At 33.5% G+C, this 18,317-nt stretch carries 16 protein-coding genes; 10 read left to right on the forward strand and 6 right to left on the reverse strand.

Going from position 1 to position 18,317, the window contains the following annotated elements; genetic code table 11:
* Positions 1-139 precede the first annotated feature (139 nt).
* A complete protein-coding gene (locus Q4528_RS05630; RefSeq protein WP_046467304.1) occupies positions 140-952 on the forward strand; it encodes an NAD(P)H-hydrate dehydratase in 813 nt (270 codons plus the stop codon).
* Between the two features lie 100 nt (positions 953-1,052).
* Here the strand turns inward: Q4528_RS05630 and gyrA are convergent, their stop codons facing one another.
* The 6 genes from gyrA to dnaA all read right to left on the reverse strand — a co-directional run bounded on the left by gyrA (position 1,053) and on the right by dnaA (position 10,220).
* Positions 1,053-3,737 carry a DNA gyrase subunit A gene (gene gyrA / locus Q4528_RS05635; protein WP_303520813.1) on the reverse strand — a complete coding sequence of 895 codons (2,685 nt, stop codon included), beginning with the start codon at positions 3,735-3,737 and terminating at the stop codon, positions 1,053-1,055.
* Positions 3,738-3,774: 37 nt separating this feature from the next.
* A complete protein-coding gene (gene gyrB, locus Q4528_RS05640; protein ID WP_026083451.1) occupies positions 3,775-5,709 on the reverse strand; it encodes a DNA topoisomerase (ATP-hydrolyzing) subunit B in 1,935 nt (644 codons plus the stop codon).
* 9 nt (positions 5,710-5,718) lie between these two features.
* Positions 5,719-6,834, reverse strand: a complete 1,116-nt coding sequence (recF, locus tag Q4528_RS05645) for a DNA replication/repair protein RecF (protein ID WP_046467306.1) — start codon at positions 6,832-6,834, stop codon at positions 5,719-5,721.
* The gene (gene yaaA / locus Q4528_RS05650; RefSeq protein ID WP_176745273.1) at positions 6,831-7,076 is read right to left on the reverse strand and encodes a S4 domain-containing protein YaaA; all 246 of its coding nucleotides are present in this window, start codon (positions 7,074-7,076) and stop codon (positions 6,831-6,833) included. Before yaaA ends, recF begins: the two co-directional genes overlap by 4 nt.
* A 324-nt stretch (positions 7,077-7,400) precedes the next feature.
* Positions 7,401-8,534, reverse strand: coding sequence for a DNA polymerase III subunit beta (dnaN, locus tag Q4528_RS05655; protein WP_017636724.1), 1,134 nt, complete (start codon positions 8,532-8,534; stop codon positions 7,401-7,403).
* A 321-nt stretch (positions 8,535-8,855) separates the two neighbouring features.
* Positions 8,856-10,220: a chromosomal replication initiator protein DnaA gene (gene dnaA, locus Q4528_RS05660; RefSeq protein WP_017636723.1), complete on the reverse strand. Its 1,365-nt coding sequence runs from the start codon at positions 10,218-10,220 to the stop codon at positions 8,856-8,858.
* A 744-nt stretch (positions 10,221-10,964) separates the two neighbouring features.
* On the opposite strand from dnaA, the gene rpmH reads away from it, so the two are divergent.
* The 9 genes from rpmH to Q4528_RS05705 all read left to right on the forward strand — a co-directional run bounded on the left by rpmH (position 10,965) and on the right by Q4528_RS05705 (position 18,229).
* Positions 10,965-11,102 carry a 50S ribosomal protein L34 gene (gene rpmH / locus Q4528_RS05665; protein ID WP_000240855.1) on the forward strand — a complete coding sequence of 46 codons (138 nt, stop codon included), beginning with the start codon at positions 10,965-10,967 and terminating at the stop codon, positions 11,100-11,102.
* A 189-nt stretch (positions 11,103-11,291) separates the two neighbouring features.
* Positions 11,292-11,639: a ribonuclease P protein component gene (gene rnpA, locus Q4528_RS05670; protein ID WP_017636722.1), complete on the forward strand. Its 348-nt coding sequence runs from the start codon at positions 11,292-11,294 to the stop codon at positions 11,637-11,639.
* A 166-nt stretch (positions 11,640-11,805) separates the two neighbouring features.
* Positions 11,806-13,185, forward strand: coding sequence for a tRNA uridine-5-carboxymethylaminomethyl(34) synthesis GTPase MnmE (gene mnmE / locus Q4528_RS05675; protein ID WP_017636721.1), 1,380 nt, complete (start codon positions 11,806-11,808; stop codon positions 13,183-13,185).
* An 84-nt stretch (positions 13,186-13,269) separates the two neighbouring features.
* Positions 13,270-15,147, forward strand: a complete 1,878-nt coding sequence (gene mnmG, locus Q4528_RS05680; protein ID WP_046467307.1) for a tRNA uridine-5-carboxymethylaminomethyl(34) synthesis enzyme MnmG — start codon at positions 13,270-13,272, stop codon at positions 15,145-15,147.
* The gene (gene rsmG, locus Q4528_RS05685) at positions 15,147-15,866 is read left to right on the forward strand and encodes a 16S rRNA (guanine(527)-N(7))-methyltransferase RsmG (RefSeq protein WP_046467308.1); all 720 of its coding nucleotides are present in this window, start codon (positions 15,147-15,149) and stop codon (positions 15,864-15,866) included. Before mnmG ends, rsmG begins: the two co-directional genes overlap by 1 nt.
* A 42-nt stretch (positions 15,867-15,908) precedes the next feature.
* The gene (noc, locus tag Q4528_RS05690) at positions 15,909-16,748 is read left to right on the forward strand and encodes a nucleoid occlusion protein (RefSeq protein WP_017636718.1); all 840 of its coding nucleotides are present in this window, start codon (positions 15,909-15,911) and stop codon (positions 16,746-16,748) included.
* Positions 16,749-16,949: 201 nt separating this feature from the next.
* Positions 16,950-17,309 carry a DUF3147 family protein gene (locus tag Q4528_RS05695; protein ID WP_046467309.1) on the forward strand — a complete coding sequence of 120 codons (360 nt, stop codon included), beginning with the start codon at positions 16,950-16,952 and terminating at the stop codon, positions 17,307-17,309.
* Between the two features lie 19 nt (positions 17,310-17,328).
* Positions 17,329-17,724: a DUF3147 family protein gene (locus Q4528_RS05700; RefSeq protein ID WP_029056637.1), complete on the forward strand. Its 396-nt coding sequence runs from the start codon at positions 17,329-17,331 to the stop codon at positions 17,722-17,724.
* Entirely contained in the window at positions 17,690-18,229 is a 540-nt protein-coding gene (locus Q4528_RS05705) for a TetR/AcrR family transcriptional regulator (protein WP_017636715.1), read from the forward strand. Before Q4528_RS05700 ends, Q4528_RS05705 begins: the two co-directional genes overlap by 35 nt.
* Positions 18,230-18,317 lie beyond the last annotated feature (88 nt).

The following is an 18,317-nucleotide window of genomic DNA, read 5'->3' on the forward strand; positions in this document are numbered from 1 at the left end:
TTTTCTATTGTATTTGAAATGAGTAAGCCTTTTTCATAAGTAAATGTATTAGGCTACAACTATATATTAATTAAAAATTTGAACCCGGTAAGTACTGTTAAATCAAATAGATAATACCGGTAAAAGGAGGTTTAGGTAGATGGAAACTTTAGATACGGTTAATATCCCCAAAAGAAAAGAAGATACTCATAAAGGCGATTACGGTAAAATTCTATTAATTGGTGGCTCTGCCAATTTAGGCGGTGCAATTATGTTAGCGGCACGTGCATGTGTCTTCAGTGGTAGTGGATTAATCACTGTTGCGACGCATCCAACAAACCATGCAGCATTACATTCTAGATGTCCAGAAGCCATGGTAATTGATATTAATGATACTAAGATGCTTACTAAAATGATAGAAATGACTGATAGTATCTTAATTGGTCCAGGACTTGGTATAGATTTTAAAGGGAATAATGCGATTACTTTCCTACTACAAAATATTCAACCTCATCAGAATTTAATCGTCGATGGTGATGCAATTACTATCTTTAGTAAACTTAAACCTCAATTACCATCATGTCGTGTTATCTTCACGCCTCATCAAAAGGAATGGGAACGATTAAGTGGTATTCCAATTGATGAACAAACATATGAACGTAACCGTGAAGCGGTAAATCAATTAGGGGCTACAGTTGTACTTAAAAAACATGGTACTGAGATATTCTTTAGAAATGAAGATTATAAATTAGCTATCGGTAGTCCAGCAATGGCTACTGGTGGTATGGGTGATACACTAGCTGGTATGATTACTAGTTTTGTAGGACAATTTGATAGTATTAAAGAAGCGGTAATGAGTGCCACATATACACATAGTTATATTGGCGAAAAGTTATCAGAAAAGATGTATGTAGTACCACCATCTCGTTTAATTAGTGAAATCCCATTTGCTATGAAGCAATTAGAAGAATAGGATATAAGATATTTCTTAAAGTCCGATTTCAATCATATATAACACAAAATAAGACTTCCCTTATTATAGGGAAGTCTTATTTTTAGTCTATATTTTAATTTTATTCTTCTTCGTTATCTTCGTCTGAATCATTTTCAATGTCTTCGTTGACACGATCCATAAAGTCTTGTCTTACATCGATACGTTCATCGTTATCTGAATTATCTTCAGTATCTTGTTCTTCGTCAGTAACTTCTGTTTGAATAGCTTGACCAGGTGCGCCACCTTCAATGACTTCTTCATTGCTAGGTCCAGTTCGATCATTTTGAGTACTGTCTTCGTTCTCATCTTCTACATCTGCTTCGTCTTCTTGTTTTACTTTAGCAACTGTAGAAACGAATTGTTCGTTACCTAAACGCATAAGTCTAACACCTTGTGCAGAACGTCCATTTTGAGAAATATCATGTACATCAAGGCGAATAATCACACCTGCGTTTGTTACAACCATTAAGTCTTCTTCACCTGTTACTGTAGTAATACATACGATATTACCATTACGTTCTGTAATCGTTGCAGTTTTAATACCTTTACCACCACGATTAGATAATCGGTATTCACCAACTGGTGTACGTTTACCGTAACCATTTTCAGTAACAACTAACACTTCGTCTTCACTATTAGCATGAGCAACGTCTAAGCCAACAACTTCGTCATCTTCACGTAAGGTAATACCTTTCACACCTGCTGCTGTACGACCAAGTGGACGTAACGCTTTTTCAGAGAAGCGAATTAATGATGCATGTGCTGTACCGATGAGTATATCTTCTTCACCATCTGTCAGTCTAACCGCAATTAACTCATCATCTTCTTTAAAGTTAATTGCAATTTTACCATTTTTGTTAATACGAGAGAAATTACTTAATGATGAACGTTTAACGATACCTTTACGTGTAGCAAACACTAAGTAGTTATCTTCTCTTTCTAAGTCTTTAACAGCTATCATTGTACTAATACTTTCATCATTTTCAAGTTCAATGGCATTCACAATTGGAATACCTTTAGATTGACGAGAAAGTTCTGGTAATTCATAGCCTTTAAGTTTGTATACGCGTCCTTTATTTGTAAAGAATAAAACGTTATCGTGTGTACTTAACGTAACCAATTGACTCACGAAATCTTCTTCTAAAGTATTCATACCTTGTACACCACGACCGCCACGATTTTGTGCACGATATGTAGATACAGGGAGACGTTTAATATAGTTATTATGACTTAGAGTAATAACAATTTGTTCTTCTGGGATTAAGTCTTCATCTTCAATGTCATCTAAGCCACCAAGTTGAATTTCTGTACGACGTTCGTCACCGTAACGTTCTTTAACCTCTGTTAATTCGTCACGAACTAATTGTAATAACACTTCTTCGTCCGCTAGAATAGCTTCTAATTCATCGATGTATGCTAATAAATCGTTATATTCTGATTCAATTTTGTCTCTTTCTAAACCAGTCAGACGTCTTAAACGCATGTCTAAAATGGCTTGTGCTTGTCGCTCAGACAATTTAAATCTTTCTTGCAAGCTTTCCATTGCGACTTTATCTGTTTCAGACTCACGAATTGTCGTAATAATTTCATCGATATGATCTAGCGCTATACGTAAACCTTCTAAAATATGCGCACGATCTTTGGCTTTTCTTAAGTTATATTCAGTACGTCTACGTACGACTGTTTTTTGATGTTCTAAGTAGTGTACTAATGCTTCTTTAAGATTGATTAGTTTAGGTCTGCCATTAACTAGGGCAATCATATTCACACCAAATGATGTTTGTAATGGTGTTTGTTTATATAAGTTATTTAATATAACGCTAGCATTTGCATCTTTACGAATATCAATAACAACTCTTACACCTGTACGTAAACTTGTTTCATCACGTAAATCAGTAATACCATCGATTTTCTTATCACGAACAAGTTCAGCAATTTTCTCTATCATACGTGCCTTGTTTACTTGGAAAGGTATTTCTGTAACAACGATACGTTGACGACCGCCACCACGTTCTTCGATTTCAGCACGTGAACGCATTTGTATAGAACCTCTACCTGTTTCATAAGCACGTCTAATACCACTTTTACCTAAGATAAGGCCTGCAGTAGGAAAATCAGGACCTTGGATATCTTCCATTAATTCGCTAATAGAGATATCTGGATTCTTACTTAAACTTAAGACACCATCAATGACTTCAGTTAAATTATGTGGTGGTATATTCGTTGCCATACCAACCGCGATACCTGCAGCACCGTTTACTAATAAGTTAGGAAAACGAGCAGGTAAGACTGACGGCTCTCTTTCATTACCATCATAGTTATCAATAAAATCAATTGTATCTTTATTGATGTCACGTAAAAGTTCTAAAGTGATTTTAGTCATACGTGCTTCGGTATAACGCATGGCAGCAGCTCCATCACCATCCATAGAACCAAAGTTACCTTGTCCATCAACTAATGGATAACGATAACTGAATTCTTGTGCCATTCTTACCATTGCTTCATAAATTGATGAGTCACCATGGGGGTGATATTTACCCATTACGTCCCCAACAATACGTGCTGATTTTTTATAAGATTTGTCTGGTGTCATACCTTGTTCATTTAATCCGTATAAAATACGACGATGAACTGGTTTCAATCCGTCTCTGACGTCTGGCAATGCACGAGAAACGATAACACTCATTGCATAGTCTAAAAATGATTCGCGCATTTCATTGGTTATATTTCGTTCATTAATTCTTGATTGAGGTAATTCAGCCATCAAGAGATCCTCCTTCAAAAGTTCAGTTCATTTCTACTTAGAAATCTAGGTTGGCATAGACTGCGTTATCTTCGATAAATTGTCTACGATTTTCAACAACATCTCCCATTAACATTTCAAATGTTTGGTCGGCATCAATAGCATCTTCTAAAGATACTTGAAGCATTGCACGATGTTCTGGATTCATTGTTGTTTCCCATAATTGATCAGCGTTCATTTCACCAAGACCTTTGTAACGTGCAATTGACCATTTAGGTGTTGGATTCAATTCTTCTTTTAATTTATCTAATTCTCTCTCGTTAAAGACGTAATATTTTTGTTTACCTTGTGTTAATTTAAACAATGGCGGTTGTGCAATGTATACATAGCCCGCTTCTATAAGTGGTCTCATAAAACGATAGAAGAATGTTAATAATAATGTTCTAATATGCGCACCGTCTACATCGGCATCTGTCATAATAATAATTTTATGATAACGTGCTTTTGAAATATCAAACTCTCCGCCAATACCTGTACCAAATGCAGTAATCATAGAACGGATTTCATTGTTATTTAAAATACGATCTAAACGTGCTTTTTCAACGTTAAGGATTTTACCTCTTAATGGCAAGATTGCTTGTGTACTTGAGTCACGTCCTGATTTTGTAGACCCACCTGCAGAGTCACCTTCGACAATAAATATTTCACTTTCTTCTGGGTTTTTACTTGAACAATCAGCAAGTTTACCAGGTAAACTTGAAATTTCTAAAGCTGATTTACGACGTGTGACTTCACGTGCTTTTTTAGCTGCTACACGCGCACGAGATGCCATAATACCTTTTTCAACAATAATTCTAGCCACATTAGGATTTTCATATAAGAAACGTTCAAAGTATTCAGCAAACAATTTATCTACTACTTGACGTACTTCTGAGTTACCTAATTTCGTTTTAGTTTGACCTTCGAATTGAGGATCACCATGTTTGATAGAAACAATAGCTGTTAAACCTTCACGTGTATCCTCACCTGAAAGTCTATCTTTATCTTCTTTGATAATTTTACTACTCATACCATAACTGTTTAGTACACGTGTTAATGCTCGCTTGAAACCATCTTCATGTGTACCACCTTCATACGTATGAATGTTATTAGCATATGTTAATAGGTTAGTTGCGTAGCCTTTATTATATTGCATCGCAATTTCTACTTCGATATCGTCTTTAGATTGATGAATATAAATTGGCTCGCCGTGAATCGGTTCTTTATTTTCATTTAACATTTCTACGTAAGACTTAATACCACCTTCATAGTGATATGAGTCTTGTCTTATTTCATCTTCATCACGTTCATCAGTTAAAGTGATTTGAATTCCTTTGTTTAAGAAAGCTAATTCACGAATACGTTGTTGTAATGTTTCATAGTTGTAAACAGTTGTCTCAGTAAAAATACTACTATCTGCTTTAAAACGAATGACTGTACCTGTCTTATCAGTGCTACCAACTTCTTTTAAATCAAATTGTGGTACACCTTTTTTATAAGCTTGGTGGTAAACTGTTTCGTTACGATGTACATATACTTCTAAGTCTTCTGATAAGGCGTTTACTACAGATGACCCAACACCATGTAAACCACCTGAGACTTTATATCCACCGCCACCGAATTTACCTCCGGCGTGAAGTACAGTTAAGATAACTTCAACTGCTGGGCGTCCCATTTTTTCTTGAATATCAACTGGAATCCCACGTCCATTGTCAGTAACTTTAATCCAATTATCTTTTTCAATTGTTACGTTAATTTCATCAGCATAACCTGCTAATGCTTCGTCAATACTATTATCAACAATTTCCCATACTAAGTGGTGCAATCCTCTTTCTGAAGTTGAACCGATATACATACCAGGTCGCTTACGAACCGCTTCCAGTCCTTCTAGTACTTGGATCTGGCCAGCACCATAATTATCATTGTTGTTTACATCTGACAATGTATTCACCATCACTTTCTGTTACTTTATAATTTCACCTTGATTAATACGGTATAACTTAGCGTTATTCATGATTTCATGATCAATACCGTCTACGGATGTCGTAGTTACAAATGTCTGTACTTTATGTTGAATTGTGCTTAATAAATGTGTTTGTCGAGAATCATCTAGCTCACTTAACACATCATCTAATAATAAAATTGGATATTCTCCAACTTCTATATTCATTAATTCAATTTCTGCTAGCTTAATAGACAATGCAGTTGTTCTCTGCTGTCCTTGTGACCCATATGTTTGTGCATCCATGCCATTAACATTGAAACCTAAGTCATCACGATGAGGTCCAAACAGACTTACACCGCGGTCTTTTTCTCTTTGAAGATTGTCATTAAGTAATGCTAACACCTCTTCAAGCATTTCTGATTCTGATTGGTCGTGGTTGCTTATTTTCAAACTTGGTAAATATTTGAGCGCTAATCGCTCACGCTCGTTTGTAATACCTGCATGTATGGGTTGAGCTAATTGTTCTAATTCTTTAATAAAATGTTCTCGACGTAACGTTACCTTCAACGCATACTCTGCAAATTGCTCATTTAAGACTTCTAGCATAGTTGTGTCAGTCTTATTTCCAATTTGTAATTGTTTAAGGTAATTATTCTTTTGTTTTAAAATACGTTGATATTGAGAAAGGTCGTTTAGATAGACAGCTGAAATTTGTCCCAACTCCATGTCTATAAAACGACGACGTACTAGAGGTGCTCCTTTAACGATGTTTAAATCTTCTGGCGCAAAAAGCACCACATTTAGATGTCCGATATATTGTGTCAATCGACTTTGCTCTAAGTGGTTAACTTTAACTTGCTTACCTCTTTTAGTAATGAACATCGTTAGTGGCATTGTGCCATGTCTATAATTTAGCTCACCTTCTATTTTAGCATACTCAGAATCAAAACGTATGAGTTCCTTATCATTTGAAGTTCTATGGCTTTTTGCCAAAGCTAAAGTGTAAATTGATTCAAGGAGATTCGTCTTTCCTTGTGCATTCTCGCCAATGAGAATATTCACTTCAGGATGACAATCGATTGTAACCTCTTCATAGTTACGATAGTTTTCCAATTGGAGTGTATTTAGTTTCATTGTTCACCTTGGTGAATGATTAAAAAGGCACCTGTATCTTCAGGTAATTCAAGTATATCGATACGGTCATGATGTTCTAATTTTTTGCCACGTCTTACTTCACGTTGCCCATTGATTAAAACTTCGAAATCTTGTAAGAACCATTTCGCTTGTCCACCTGATTCAATAATACCTTCTGTTTTCAGAAATTGACCTAAAGTAATGTCACCTTCTACAACAACTTCTTGAATCAAATTCATCACTCCATTTCTTTTTATGTCATTAATATATTATACCTGTTTTGCGCTTAAATTTCATGTAAAACAAAGAAAGTAAACGTTTACTTAATGTGATAATTTTCTATTTTTATTTTTAAAGCACATTTTAATACGATTTTCGAGAGTTACATTATCTTTTTTTAATTTTAAAGGCAATATTTGCTTCGTTTTTTCTGAAACGATAAATTCCTCCTAAAATTTTTTCTTAAGCTTATACAGAGGCTCACACACTTTAAAACTCAAATAAAATAAAAAAGCTGAGACAAATATTTGTGTCTCAGCTTTTTTACTTTTGATCTATAACATATTTTAGTAAGTACGAATCGGTAATATAAGTTGTGTTACTGAATCGTCATCTTTCGGTTTTAAGATAAATGGTTTCATCGTACCGAAGAATTCAACTTCAACTTCGTCATTATCAATGGCTTTTAAGGCATCCATCATATATTTTGAGTTGAAAGAAATTTTAAGATTTCCACCTTCAACATCAGTTGCTGTCACTTCTTCTTTAACAGTACCGATTTCTGGAGATGTTGAAGACAATTCAACTAATTCGTTTCCAGTACTTAACTTGATAACATTATTGCCGCCTTCTCTTGCTAATAATGAGGCACGATCAATTGCGTGATAGAACTCACCGTTGTTAATACCTAACTTAATTTCATAGTTTTCAGGGAACAAACGAGTTGTATCAGGATAATGACCTTCAAGTAAACGAGAAATGAAATTGACATGTCCTACTCTGAATAACACTTGGTTAGACGCAAAGAAAATATCAATATCTTCGTCAGTGTCACTCATAATTTTATTTAATTCAGATAATGCTTTACCTGGAATGATGACATTTTTGTTTTCAGATGTATCTTCTAATTTCAACTTTCTTACAGCCAAGCGGTGTGAGTCAGTTGCTGTGCATATTAATTCATTATCTTGTATAAGCCAGTTCACACCAGTTAGTACTGGGCGTGTTTCTGAGGTGGACACTGCAAAATTCGTTTGTGCAATGATATTTTTTAATACTTTTACAGATAATTGAATTGCATCATCTCTAGATACCTCAGGTAATAATGGATATTGATCTGGATCTAAACCACTTAAGTTAAATTCAGAATGACCTGATGTAATTAGTGTTTGGAATTGTTCATTAGTAGATAATTTAACGTCTTTTCCTGGTAACTTTTTGATAATATCAACGAAGAAACGACCAGGAAGTACGACTGAACCAGTTTCTGATATATCTACAATATCTTCACCATCTACTTGTTTAGGGATTGAGATTTCAATTGAGATTTCAGAATCTGAACCAGTTAAGATGACTTCATTATCTTTAGCGTCGATTTTAATACCTGTAAGTATAGGTAATGTAGTTCTTGGTGAAATAGCTTTTAGTGTATCGTTTAATTGATTAATAAAATAATCTCTTTTAATAGTGAATTCCATCATTAAAATTTAAACTCCTTCCAGTCGTTTATATATAATTATATAGGTTTTAAATTCATAGTAATAGTAGTAGGGCTTGTGAATTAGTGGATAAGTGACATTAAGTCTGATGTGCCAAAGTTATACACATGTGGATAAAGTGTGTATACTGTGTACACCTTTTCAACATTGTCCACAATCCACAAGTTGATTATCTCTATTAGCTTTATAAAAGAAAAAGTAAGCGAAATAAAATATCCGATGTAATTATTCCCTTTTAGAGTTAAATTCAATCTTAAATTATAGCTGTATTATAACAGTTTAATATTTAAAATTATTTCCCAACTATTGATTTCTAATTTCTTTCTCTAAATTCTCTACTTCTTGTTTGAATGTTGGATCTGCTTTAATATCATTTACAATTTTTTCGTGAGCGTGAATCACAGTAGTATGATCACGACCGCCAAACTCTTCCCCAATCTTAGGTAGTGAGAAATCTGTTAGTTCTCTTGAAAGATACATCGCGATTTGTCTTGGATAGGCAATGGATTTAGTACGTTTTTTAGCACTAAAGTCTTCAATACGTACATTGTAGTATTGACCTACCACTTTCTGAATATCTTGAATTGTAATCTTTTTAGATTTAGGTGCTTGAATAATATCTTTTAAAGCTTCAGCAGCTAATTCAGTTGTTATTGGTTTACCTTGAAGTTGTGAATAAGCCAACAAACGTGTTAGCGCACCCTCGAGTTCACGAATATTGGATTGAATTTGATTAGCAATATAATTTAGAGATTCCATTGGTATATCTAAATTTTCTTCTTCTATCTTTTTCTGTAAAATAGCCATTCGTGTTTCGTAGTCTGGTGGTGTGATATCCACAATTAAACCCCACTCGAAACGTGAACGAAGTCTATCTGATAGTTTAGAGATTTCTTTAGGTGGGCGATCGCTTGAAATAACTATTTGTTTACTATTATTATGTAGCTCATTAAATGTATGGAAAAATTCCTCTTGGGTTTGTTCCTTATTTTGGATGAACTGAATATCGTCGATTAATAATACGTCGATATTACGGTATTTCTCTCTAAATGCATCACCTTGATTATCACGAATAGATTTAATAAATTCATTCGTAAATTTCTCACTAGATGTATAAATCACATTAGCATTAGGATTATTACTTAAAACATGATGCCCAATCGCATGCATAAGATGGGTCTTTCCTAATCCAACTCCACCATAAATAAATAAAGGATTATATGCTTCTGCTGGTGCTTCAGCTACGGCTAAACTGGCTGCGTGTGGGAAGCGGTTGCCTGGACCAATAACAAATGTATCAAACGTATTATGTGTATTAAATTGTTCGATACCACCTGGGTTTTCAACATTATGTGAAGTTGTTTGTTCTTTAGTAGAAGTTGGTTCAGGTTGTTTTTGATCTGGGTTCATATATTTAGACAATTCTTCTTCAGTTATAAAATGTGGTTTAACCTCATAACCAATGACGTCATATATGATGCTTTGCATAATCTCACTATATTTTTGATTTAGCCAACTCGCATTAAATGATTCACTTACTAATACGATGGCTTCGTCATTTTGGAGTGAATAGAGTTGCGTATCTTTTACGAAGGTATCAAAGCTTATTTTTGAAATTCGTTCTTTGGCAAGATCTAATACTTTTTCCCAAATTTCTTTTTCAGACATAAATAACTCCATCTTTCTCAAAAATTTTTAGTTATACACAAAAATAACACCCGTGGATAAAAATAATCACAGCATGTTAATAATTATCCACAAGTTAATCACAGATAGTGGATAACTTAATTCATACTATGATTTGTTCACAGACTTTTTGTATATAAATCTAATAAATAAATCCTTATAAAATCAATGATTAAACGACTTATCCACACAATTATACTTTTTCAGTCAGATAGATGTCAAATGACTGTGAATATGTTCGTAAAAGATATGTAAACTTGTGCATAGTATAGTAATTATCCACACAGAAAACACGAATCACTGTTGATAAGTGGATAACTCAACGTCATACTTATTAATAATGAAAATAAGGGACTATAACAGTTTGGGAAATAATTTATAAAGCTGTATGAAAAATGAATATGAATAAGAGGCTATGTTTTTAAGAAAATAAAAAATCACGAATTATAGTTAAGATTAAATCGTAATAGCGTATTAAAATGAGCTTGCTTTATAAGTAGTAATTTGTTATATTGTAGTAGTTGCTTGAAATATGACTAGATAATAAGTATATTAAACCAAGAATTTCTTATAGCAGTCAGTCAATAAGAGGTATCTCTTATATATAAGTTTTGTTGCTATTACATTAATAGTTACACACTTTAACAATTTATCTATCTATGAAATTTATCAGGAAGTTTAATCCTGGAGATGTTAGATAACTTAATAAAGATGGAGGTGTTTTGCATGGTAAAACGTACTTATCAACCAAATAAACGTAAACATAGTAAAGTTCATGGTTTCAGAAAACGCATGAGCACTAAAAATGGCCGTAAAGTCTTAGCGCGTCGTCGTCGTAAAGGCCGTAAAGTATTATCTGCATAAGATCACTGACTCATCAGTGGTCTTTTTTTTCGTTTAGAATAAGAAAAGCTAACTAACTTCAGATAAATGATACAACTAGACTTCAATTGAAATCAGCGTTTTCCCGATAAATGCTGGTTTATTTTTAGTTAAAAAATGAAATGAGTTATAATAATGCAGTAAGAGAATTTAATAAGCGAGTGATGTTTGGTGGAAAAAGCGTACCGTATAAAAAAGAATTCAGATTTTCAAAAGATATATAAAAAAGGAAAGTCTGTTGCAAATAGACAATTCGTTGTATATACCTATGACAATAGTGAACAAGAACATTTTCGCTTAGGCATTAGTGTTTCAAAAAAGATAGGAAATGCTGTCACAAGAAATAGAATTAAGAGAGCGATAAGAGAAAATTTTAAAGTTCATAAACAAGATATGATCTCGAAAGATATTATAGTTATTGCAAGACATCCTGCAAAAAATATGTCGACATTAGAAATACAAGGAAGCTTAGAACATGTTCTCAAAATAGCTAAAGTATTTAATAAGAAGATTAAGTAGGGTGGGGGAAGAGAAAAAGGGGCGGACTTTTAGACAACCCTAAGTCTAACCTCAGACAACCCTAAGTCTAACCTGTCTATTTCAAAACAAGATAATAGCTTTTTAAAAAGAAACAATTTACAATATAATATTGAAAATTTACTTGAATAAGGAGGCCAGCCTAACAATGGATTTTGATACAATAACTAGTATTTCAACGCCAATGGGTGAAGGTGCAATTGGTATTGTGAGACTCTCAGGTCCACAAGCAATTGAAATTGGCGATAAGTTATATAAAGGTAAGAAAAAATTAGCAGAAGTAGATTCACATACAATTAATTACGGTCATATTATTGATCCGGATACTAAAGAAACAGTTGAAGAAGTTATGATTTCAGTTTTAAGGGCACCTAAAACTTTTACTAGAGAAGATATCATCGAAATCAATTGTCATGGCGGTATATTAACAATTAATCGTATTTTAGAATTAACAATGACACATGGTGCACGTATTGCTGAACCAGGTGAATATACAAAACGAGCTTTCTTAAATGGAAGAATTGACTTATCTCAAGCAGAAGCAGTAATGGATTTTATTCGTTCTAAAACAGATCGTGCTTCTAAAGTAGCGATGAATCAAATTGAAGGTCGTTTGAGCGATTTAATTAAACGTCAACGTCAATCAATATTAGAGATACTCGCACAAGTAGAAGTGAATATTGATTATCCTGAGTATGACGATGTAGAAGATGCAACCACAGAGTTTTTATTGCAACAATCTAAACGTATAAAACAAGAAATTAATCAATTACTAGAAACAGGCGCTCAAGGTAAAATTATGAGGGAAGGACTCTCAACTGTTATTGTAGGTCGACCAAACGTAGGTAAGTCTTCCATGTTAAATAACCTTATTCAAGACAATAAAGCGATTGTGACTGAAGTAGCTGGTACCACACGTGACGTACTTGAAGAATATGTTAACGTCAGAGGCGTACCATTAAGATTAGTAGATACAGCAGGTATTCGAGATACTGAAGATATCGTTGAGAAAATAGGTGTTGAACGATCACGTAAAGCACTTAGTCAAGCAGATTTAATCTTATTTGTATTAAACAATAATGAAGCATTAACAGAAGATGACCAAACATTATATGATGTCGTTAAAAATGAAGATGTCATTGTTATTATCAATAAAACAGATTTAGAAACGAATTTAGATATAAATGAAGTAAAAGAAATGATTGGTGACACACCATTAATTCAAACGTCTATGTTAAAACAAGAAGGTATTGACGAATTAGAGATACAAATCAGAGATCTATTCTTTGGTGGAGATGTTCAAAACCAAGATATGACATACGTATCAAATTCACGACATATTTCATTACTTAAACAAGCAAGACAGTCTATTCAAGATGCGATTGATGCGGCAGAATCTGGTATTCCGATGGATATGGTACAAATCGATTTAACACGCACTTGGGAAATACTAGGTGAAATCATTGGTGAGTCAGCAAGTGACGAACTTATCGATCAATTATTTAGTCAATTTTGCTTAGGAAAATAAGGATTCACAAGATTAAAGGCAGTCAAAAACAAAATCAAAATGTGAGATGTATATAGATTTACGATTAATAAGGAGGTTAAACAATTGGTTCAAGAATATGATGTAATTGTAATTGGTGCAGGCCATGCAGGTATTGAAGCAGGTTTAGCATCAGCAAGACGTGGCGCTAAAACATTAATGTTAACAATCAATTTAGATAATATCGCTTTTATGCCATGTAACCCATCTGTTGGCGGCCCAGCTAAAGGAATAGTTGTACGTGAAATAGATGCATTAGGTGGACAAATGGCAAAAGCAATAGATAAAACGCATATCCAAATGCGTATGTTGAATACTGGTAAAGGGCCTGCTGTGAGAGCATTACGTGCCCAAGCAGATAAAGTACTATACCAACAAGAAATGAAAAAAGTTCTTGAAGACGAAGAAAATTTAGATATCATGCAAGGTATGGTAGATGAATTAATTATTGAGGATGAAGAAGTTAAAGGTGTACGTACAAATATTGGTACCGAATACCGTTCTAAAGCTGTTGTTGTAACAACAGGTACATTCTTACGCGGTGAAATCATTCTTGGTAATATGAAATATTCAAGTGGTCCTAATCACCAATTACCATCTGTGACATTAGCAGATAACTTAAGAGGATTAGGTTTCGAAGTTGTACGATTTAAAACAGGTACACCACCACGTGTAAATTCTAAAACAATTGATTATTCAAAAACTGAAATCCAACCAGGTGATGAAGTTGGACGTGCATTCAGTTATGAAACAACTGAATACATTTTAGATCAATTACCATGTTGGTTAACTTATACAAATGATAAAACGCATCAAGTTATTGATGATAACTTACATTTATCAGCAATGTACTCAGGTATGATTAAAGGGACTGGACCAAGATATTGTCCTTCAATTGAAGATAAATTTGTGCGTTTCAATGACAAACCACGTCATCAACTATTCTTAGAGCCAGAAGGACGTAATACTAATGAAGTTTATGTACAAGGACTTTCAACAAGTCTACCTGAACATGTTCAAAGACAAATGTTAGAAACAATCCCAGGCCTAGAAAAAGCAGATATGATGCGTGCAGGTTATGCTATTGAGTATGATGCAATTGTTCCAACTCAATTGTGGCCAACACTTGAAACTAAAAAAATTAAAAACCTTTATACTGCAGGTCAAATCAATGGTACTTCTGGTTATGAAGAAGCGGCTGGACAAGGTATTATGGCAGGAATTAATGCTGCTGCGAAAGTATTAGGTAAAGAGGAAGTTATCTTAAGTCGTTCTGACGCTTATATCGGCGTTTTAATTGATGACTTAGTAACTAAAGGAACTAACGAACCATATCGTTTATTAACATCACGTGCAGAATATCGTTTATTGCTACGTCATGATAATGCTGATTTACGCTTAACTGATTTAGGTTATGAATTAGGTATGATTTCTGACGAACGTTATGAAAAATTCAACCATAAACGTCAACAAATTAAAGATGAAATTCAAAGATTAACTGAAATTCGTATTAAACCAAATGAACATACTCAATCTATAATTGAAGCAAATAATGGTTCTAAACTTAAAGATGGTATTTTAGCAATTGATTTATTACGCAGACCAGAAATGACTTACAATACTATTCTAGAAATTTTAGAAGAAGACCATCAATTACCTTCAGATGTTGAAGAACAAGTTGAAATTCAAACTAAATATGAAGGTTACATCAATAAATCATTACAACAAGTTGAAAAAGTAAAACGCATGGAGAAAAAGAAAATACCTGAAGACTTAGATTATAGTAAAGTGGATAGCTTAGCTTCTGAAGCAAGAGAAAAATTAGCTGAAGTTAAACCATTAAACATTGCACAAGCATCAAGAATTTCAGGTGTAAATCCAGCAGATATTTCAATTTTACTTGTGTATTTAGAACAAGGTAAACTTCAAAGGGTGAATCAATAATGAGTATAGAATGGCTATCTGAGAAATTAAAAGAACACGACATCGAATTATCTAACACTCAAAAAGAACAATTTCAGACATATTATCAGTTACTTGTTGAATGGAACGAAAAAATGAATTTAACAAGTATTACCGATGAACATGGTGTTTATTTAAAACATTTTTATGATTCCATTACACCTAGTTTTTATTACGACTTTAATGGACCATTAACTTTATGTGATGTGGGTGCAGGTGCAGGTTTCCCTAGTATTCCATTGAAAATTATTTTTCCTGAATTAAAAGTTACTATTGTTGATTCATTAAATAAACGTATTCAATTTTTAAACCACTTAGCAGATGCATTAGGGCTACAAGATGTAAGTTTTGTTCACGATCGCGCAGAAACATTTGGTAAAGGAGACTACAGGGAGTCTTACGATATCGTTACTGCTCGTGCAGTAGCTCGTTTAACAGTACTTAGTGAATTATGCTTACCATTAGTTAAAAAAGGTGGACAATTTATAGCTTTAAAATCATCTAAAGGCGAAAAAGAGTTAGATGAAGCCAAGTTTGCGATTAATGTGCTAGGCGGTAACGTGAAAGAGACGTTTAACTTTGAATTACCAGAAGACGCAGGAGAAAGACAAATGATTGTCATTGATAAACGACGACAAATATCTAAGAAATACCCGAGAAAACCCGGTACACCCAATAAATCCCCTTTACTTGAAAAGTAAGATGTGATGATATAGAAATAAATGAGAGGGAGCGAATGGATTATGAAGAAACCTTTTTCAAAATTATTTGGTTTAAAAAACAAAGATGACATCATGGGTTCTATTGAAGAAGACCGAAATAATAATGTTGAGTCCATTCATATTGAACGTATCGTACCTAATCGTTATCAACCACGACAAGTATTTGAACCAAGTAAAATCAATGAACTTGCTGAATCTATTAAAGAACATGGATTATTACAGCCGATTGTAGTAAGACCAATCGAAGAAGATATGTTTGAAATCATTGCTGGTGAACGTAGATTTAGAGCAATGCAATCTTTAAATATGTCTCAAGCAGATGTGATTATTCGCGATATGGATGATGAGGAAACTGCAGTTGTTGCACTTATTGAAAATATTCAACGCGAAAACTTATCTGTCGTTGAAGAAGCGGAAGCCTATAAAAAACTACTTGAACTTGGTGATGTGACACAAAGTGAATTGGCTAAAAGTCTTGGTAAGAGCCAAAGCTTTATTGCTAATAAGTTACGTTTACTTAAATTAGCACCTAATGTTATTACACGATTAAGAGAAGGTAAAATAACAGAACGCCATGCTCGAGCTGTCCTTGTACTATCACATGAAGATCAAGAAGAATTGATTGAACAAGTCATAGCACAGAAATTAAATGTGAAACAAACAGAAGATAAAGTTCGCCAAAAAACTGGTCCTGAAAAGGTTAAAGCTCAATCATTCCAATTTTCACAAGATGTGACACAAGCGCGAGATGAAGTAGGTAAAAGTATCGAAGCTATACAACAATCAGGTTTATATGTTGAACAAAAAGATAGAGATCATGATGATTATTATGAAATTAAAATAAGAATATATAAGAAATAGCGATAACTCCTTTTGTCTGTAACTGACGGAAGGAGTTTTTTTGTTGAAACAAATTTAGAAAAGACCTAATGGACGGCTGTAGCAAACGTTAATAATTAGAAAATTAGGTATATTCATTTTAATGTTTACAAGATAGTAGGACAGTTTTAAACTAAAAGTAAACGAAACGTTTCGTTTAATAATTAGCAAAGAAGGATTATTGTGTTCGGAATATCTATTTCAAGTGCGATACTTCATTTTGTCATTGGTGGGTTTGCAGTAGCATTAGCTTCTATTATTGCTGACAAAGTTGGCGGTAAATTAGGAGGCATAATAGCCACAATGCCTGCAGTCTACTTAGCAGCAGTAATAGCATTAGCTATAGATCATCGTGGAGATTCGCTCGTTAAAATGTCTATGCATTTAAGTACAGGTGCCATTGTCGGTATTATCTCTTGCATTTTAACTGTATTTTTCACCTCAATTTTTATAAAAAAGAAAGATTATAAGAGTGGTACAGTATTTGCCGTATTATGTTGGTTTATTATTTCTGTAGATATTTTTATAGTCAGACATTTATAAAAAGGGAGGTACATTTTTGATGAAATTAACAATAATTAAGTTTTTAGTTGGAGGCTTAGCAGTATTAGTCAGTTACATCGTATCAGTAGTACTTCCTTGGAAAGAATTTGGAGGTATTTTTGCTACGTTTCCTGCAGTCTTTTTAGTGTCTATGTTTATATCTGGTATGCAATATGGAAATAAAGTAGCTATGCATGTCAGTAGAGGTGCGATTTTCGGAATGACTGGTGTTTTATTCAGTATATTAGCTACATGGGGCATGCTAAAGGTAACAAATATTTGGTTGCTTAGCATTATTGTTGGATTTATAGTATGGTTTGTTAGTGCATTTATAATATTTGAAATCGTGGAAGTCATTGCACGAAAAAGAAGGGAAAAATATGGCTGGAAGACCGAAAGACCCAACAGTAAATAAAAAAATTTATCAAGAAATTAATCGTTTATTAGAAACAACACATTTTAAAGATATGACCATTGATCAGATTGCTGAAAATACAAGCGTATCAAAGGCAACGATTTATCGTCGATGGAGAGACAAAGAATCAATGATTGTTGATATGTTTGTAGACCAATCACGTATTATTGAGCCAGAATTCGATACTGTATTTGATAATTTATATGACTTTTTAATCAAAATAATGAACATCTATAAGACACCTTTAGGTAGTGCTGTGATAGAAATTCTAATTAGTAATCAGCAAACTGAAGCAAAAGATAAGTTTATGAAAGAATACTTTGAACGTAATAGAAGTATTTTAAAGTCAATTATTAGTAAGGATATTGATGAAGCGGACCAAGATTTATTTATAGATATTATTTTTTCACCTATTTATTTTAATATTTTAATTAAACCGCAAACACTAACTAAAGAGTATATAGAAAATATGTTGAGCGTTGCTTTAAAAGCTTATGATATATAATTTTACGACGTCCTTGATAGAGGGCGTTTTTAATTTGGCTAGAATAAGGAGATAGTCTAAAGGAAGTCTTATAAAAGCTATTTTAAAG

The sequence above is a fragment of the Staphylococcus pasteuri genome (assembly GCF_030547725.1).
GTDB lineage: Bacteria > Bacillota > Bacilli > Staphylococcales > Staphylococcaceae > Staphylococcus > Staphylococcus pasteuri.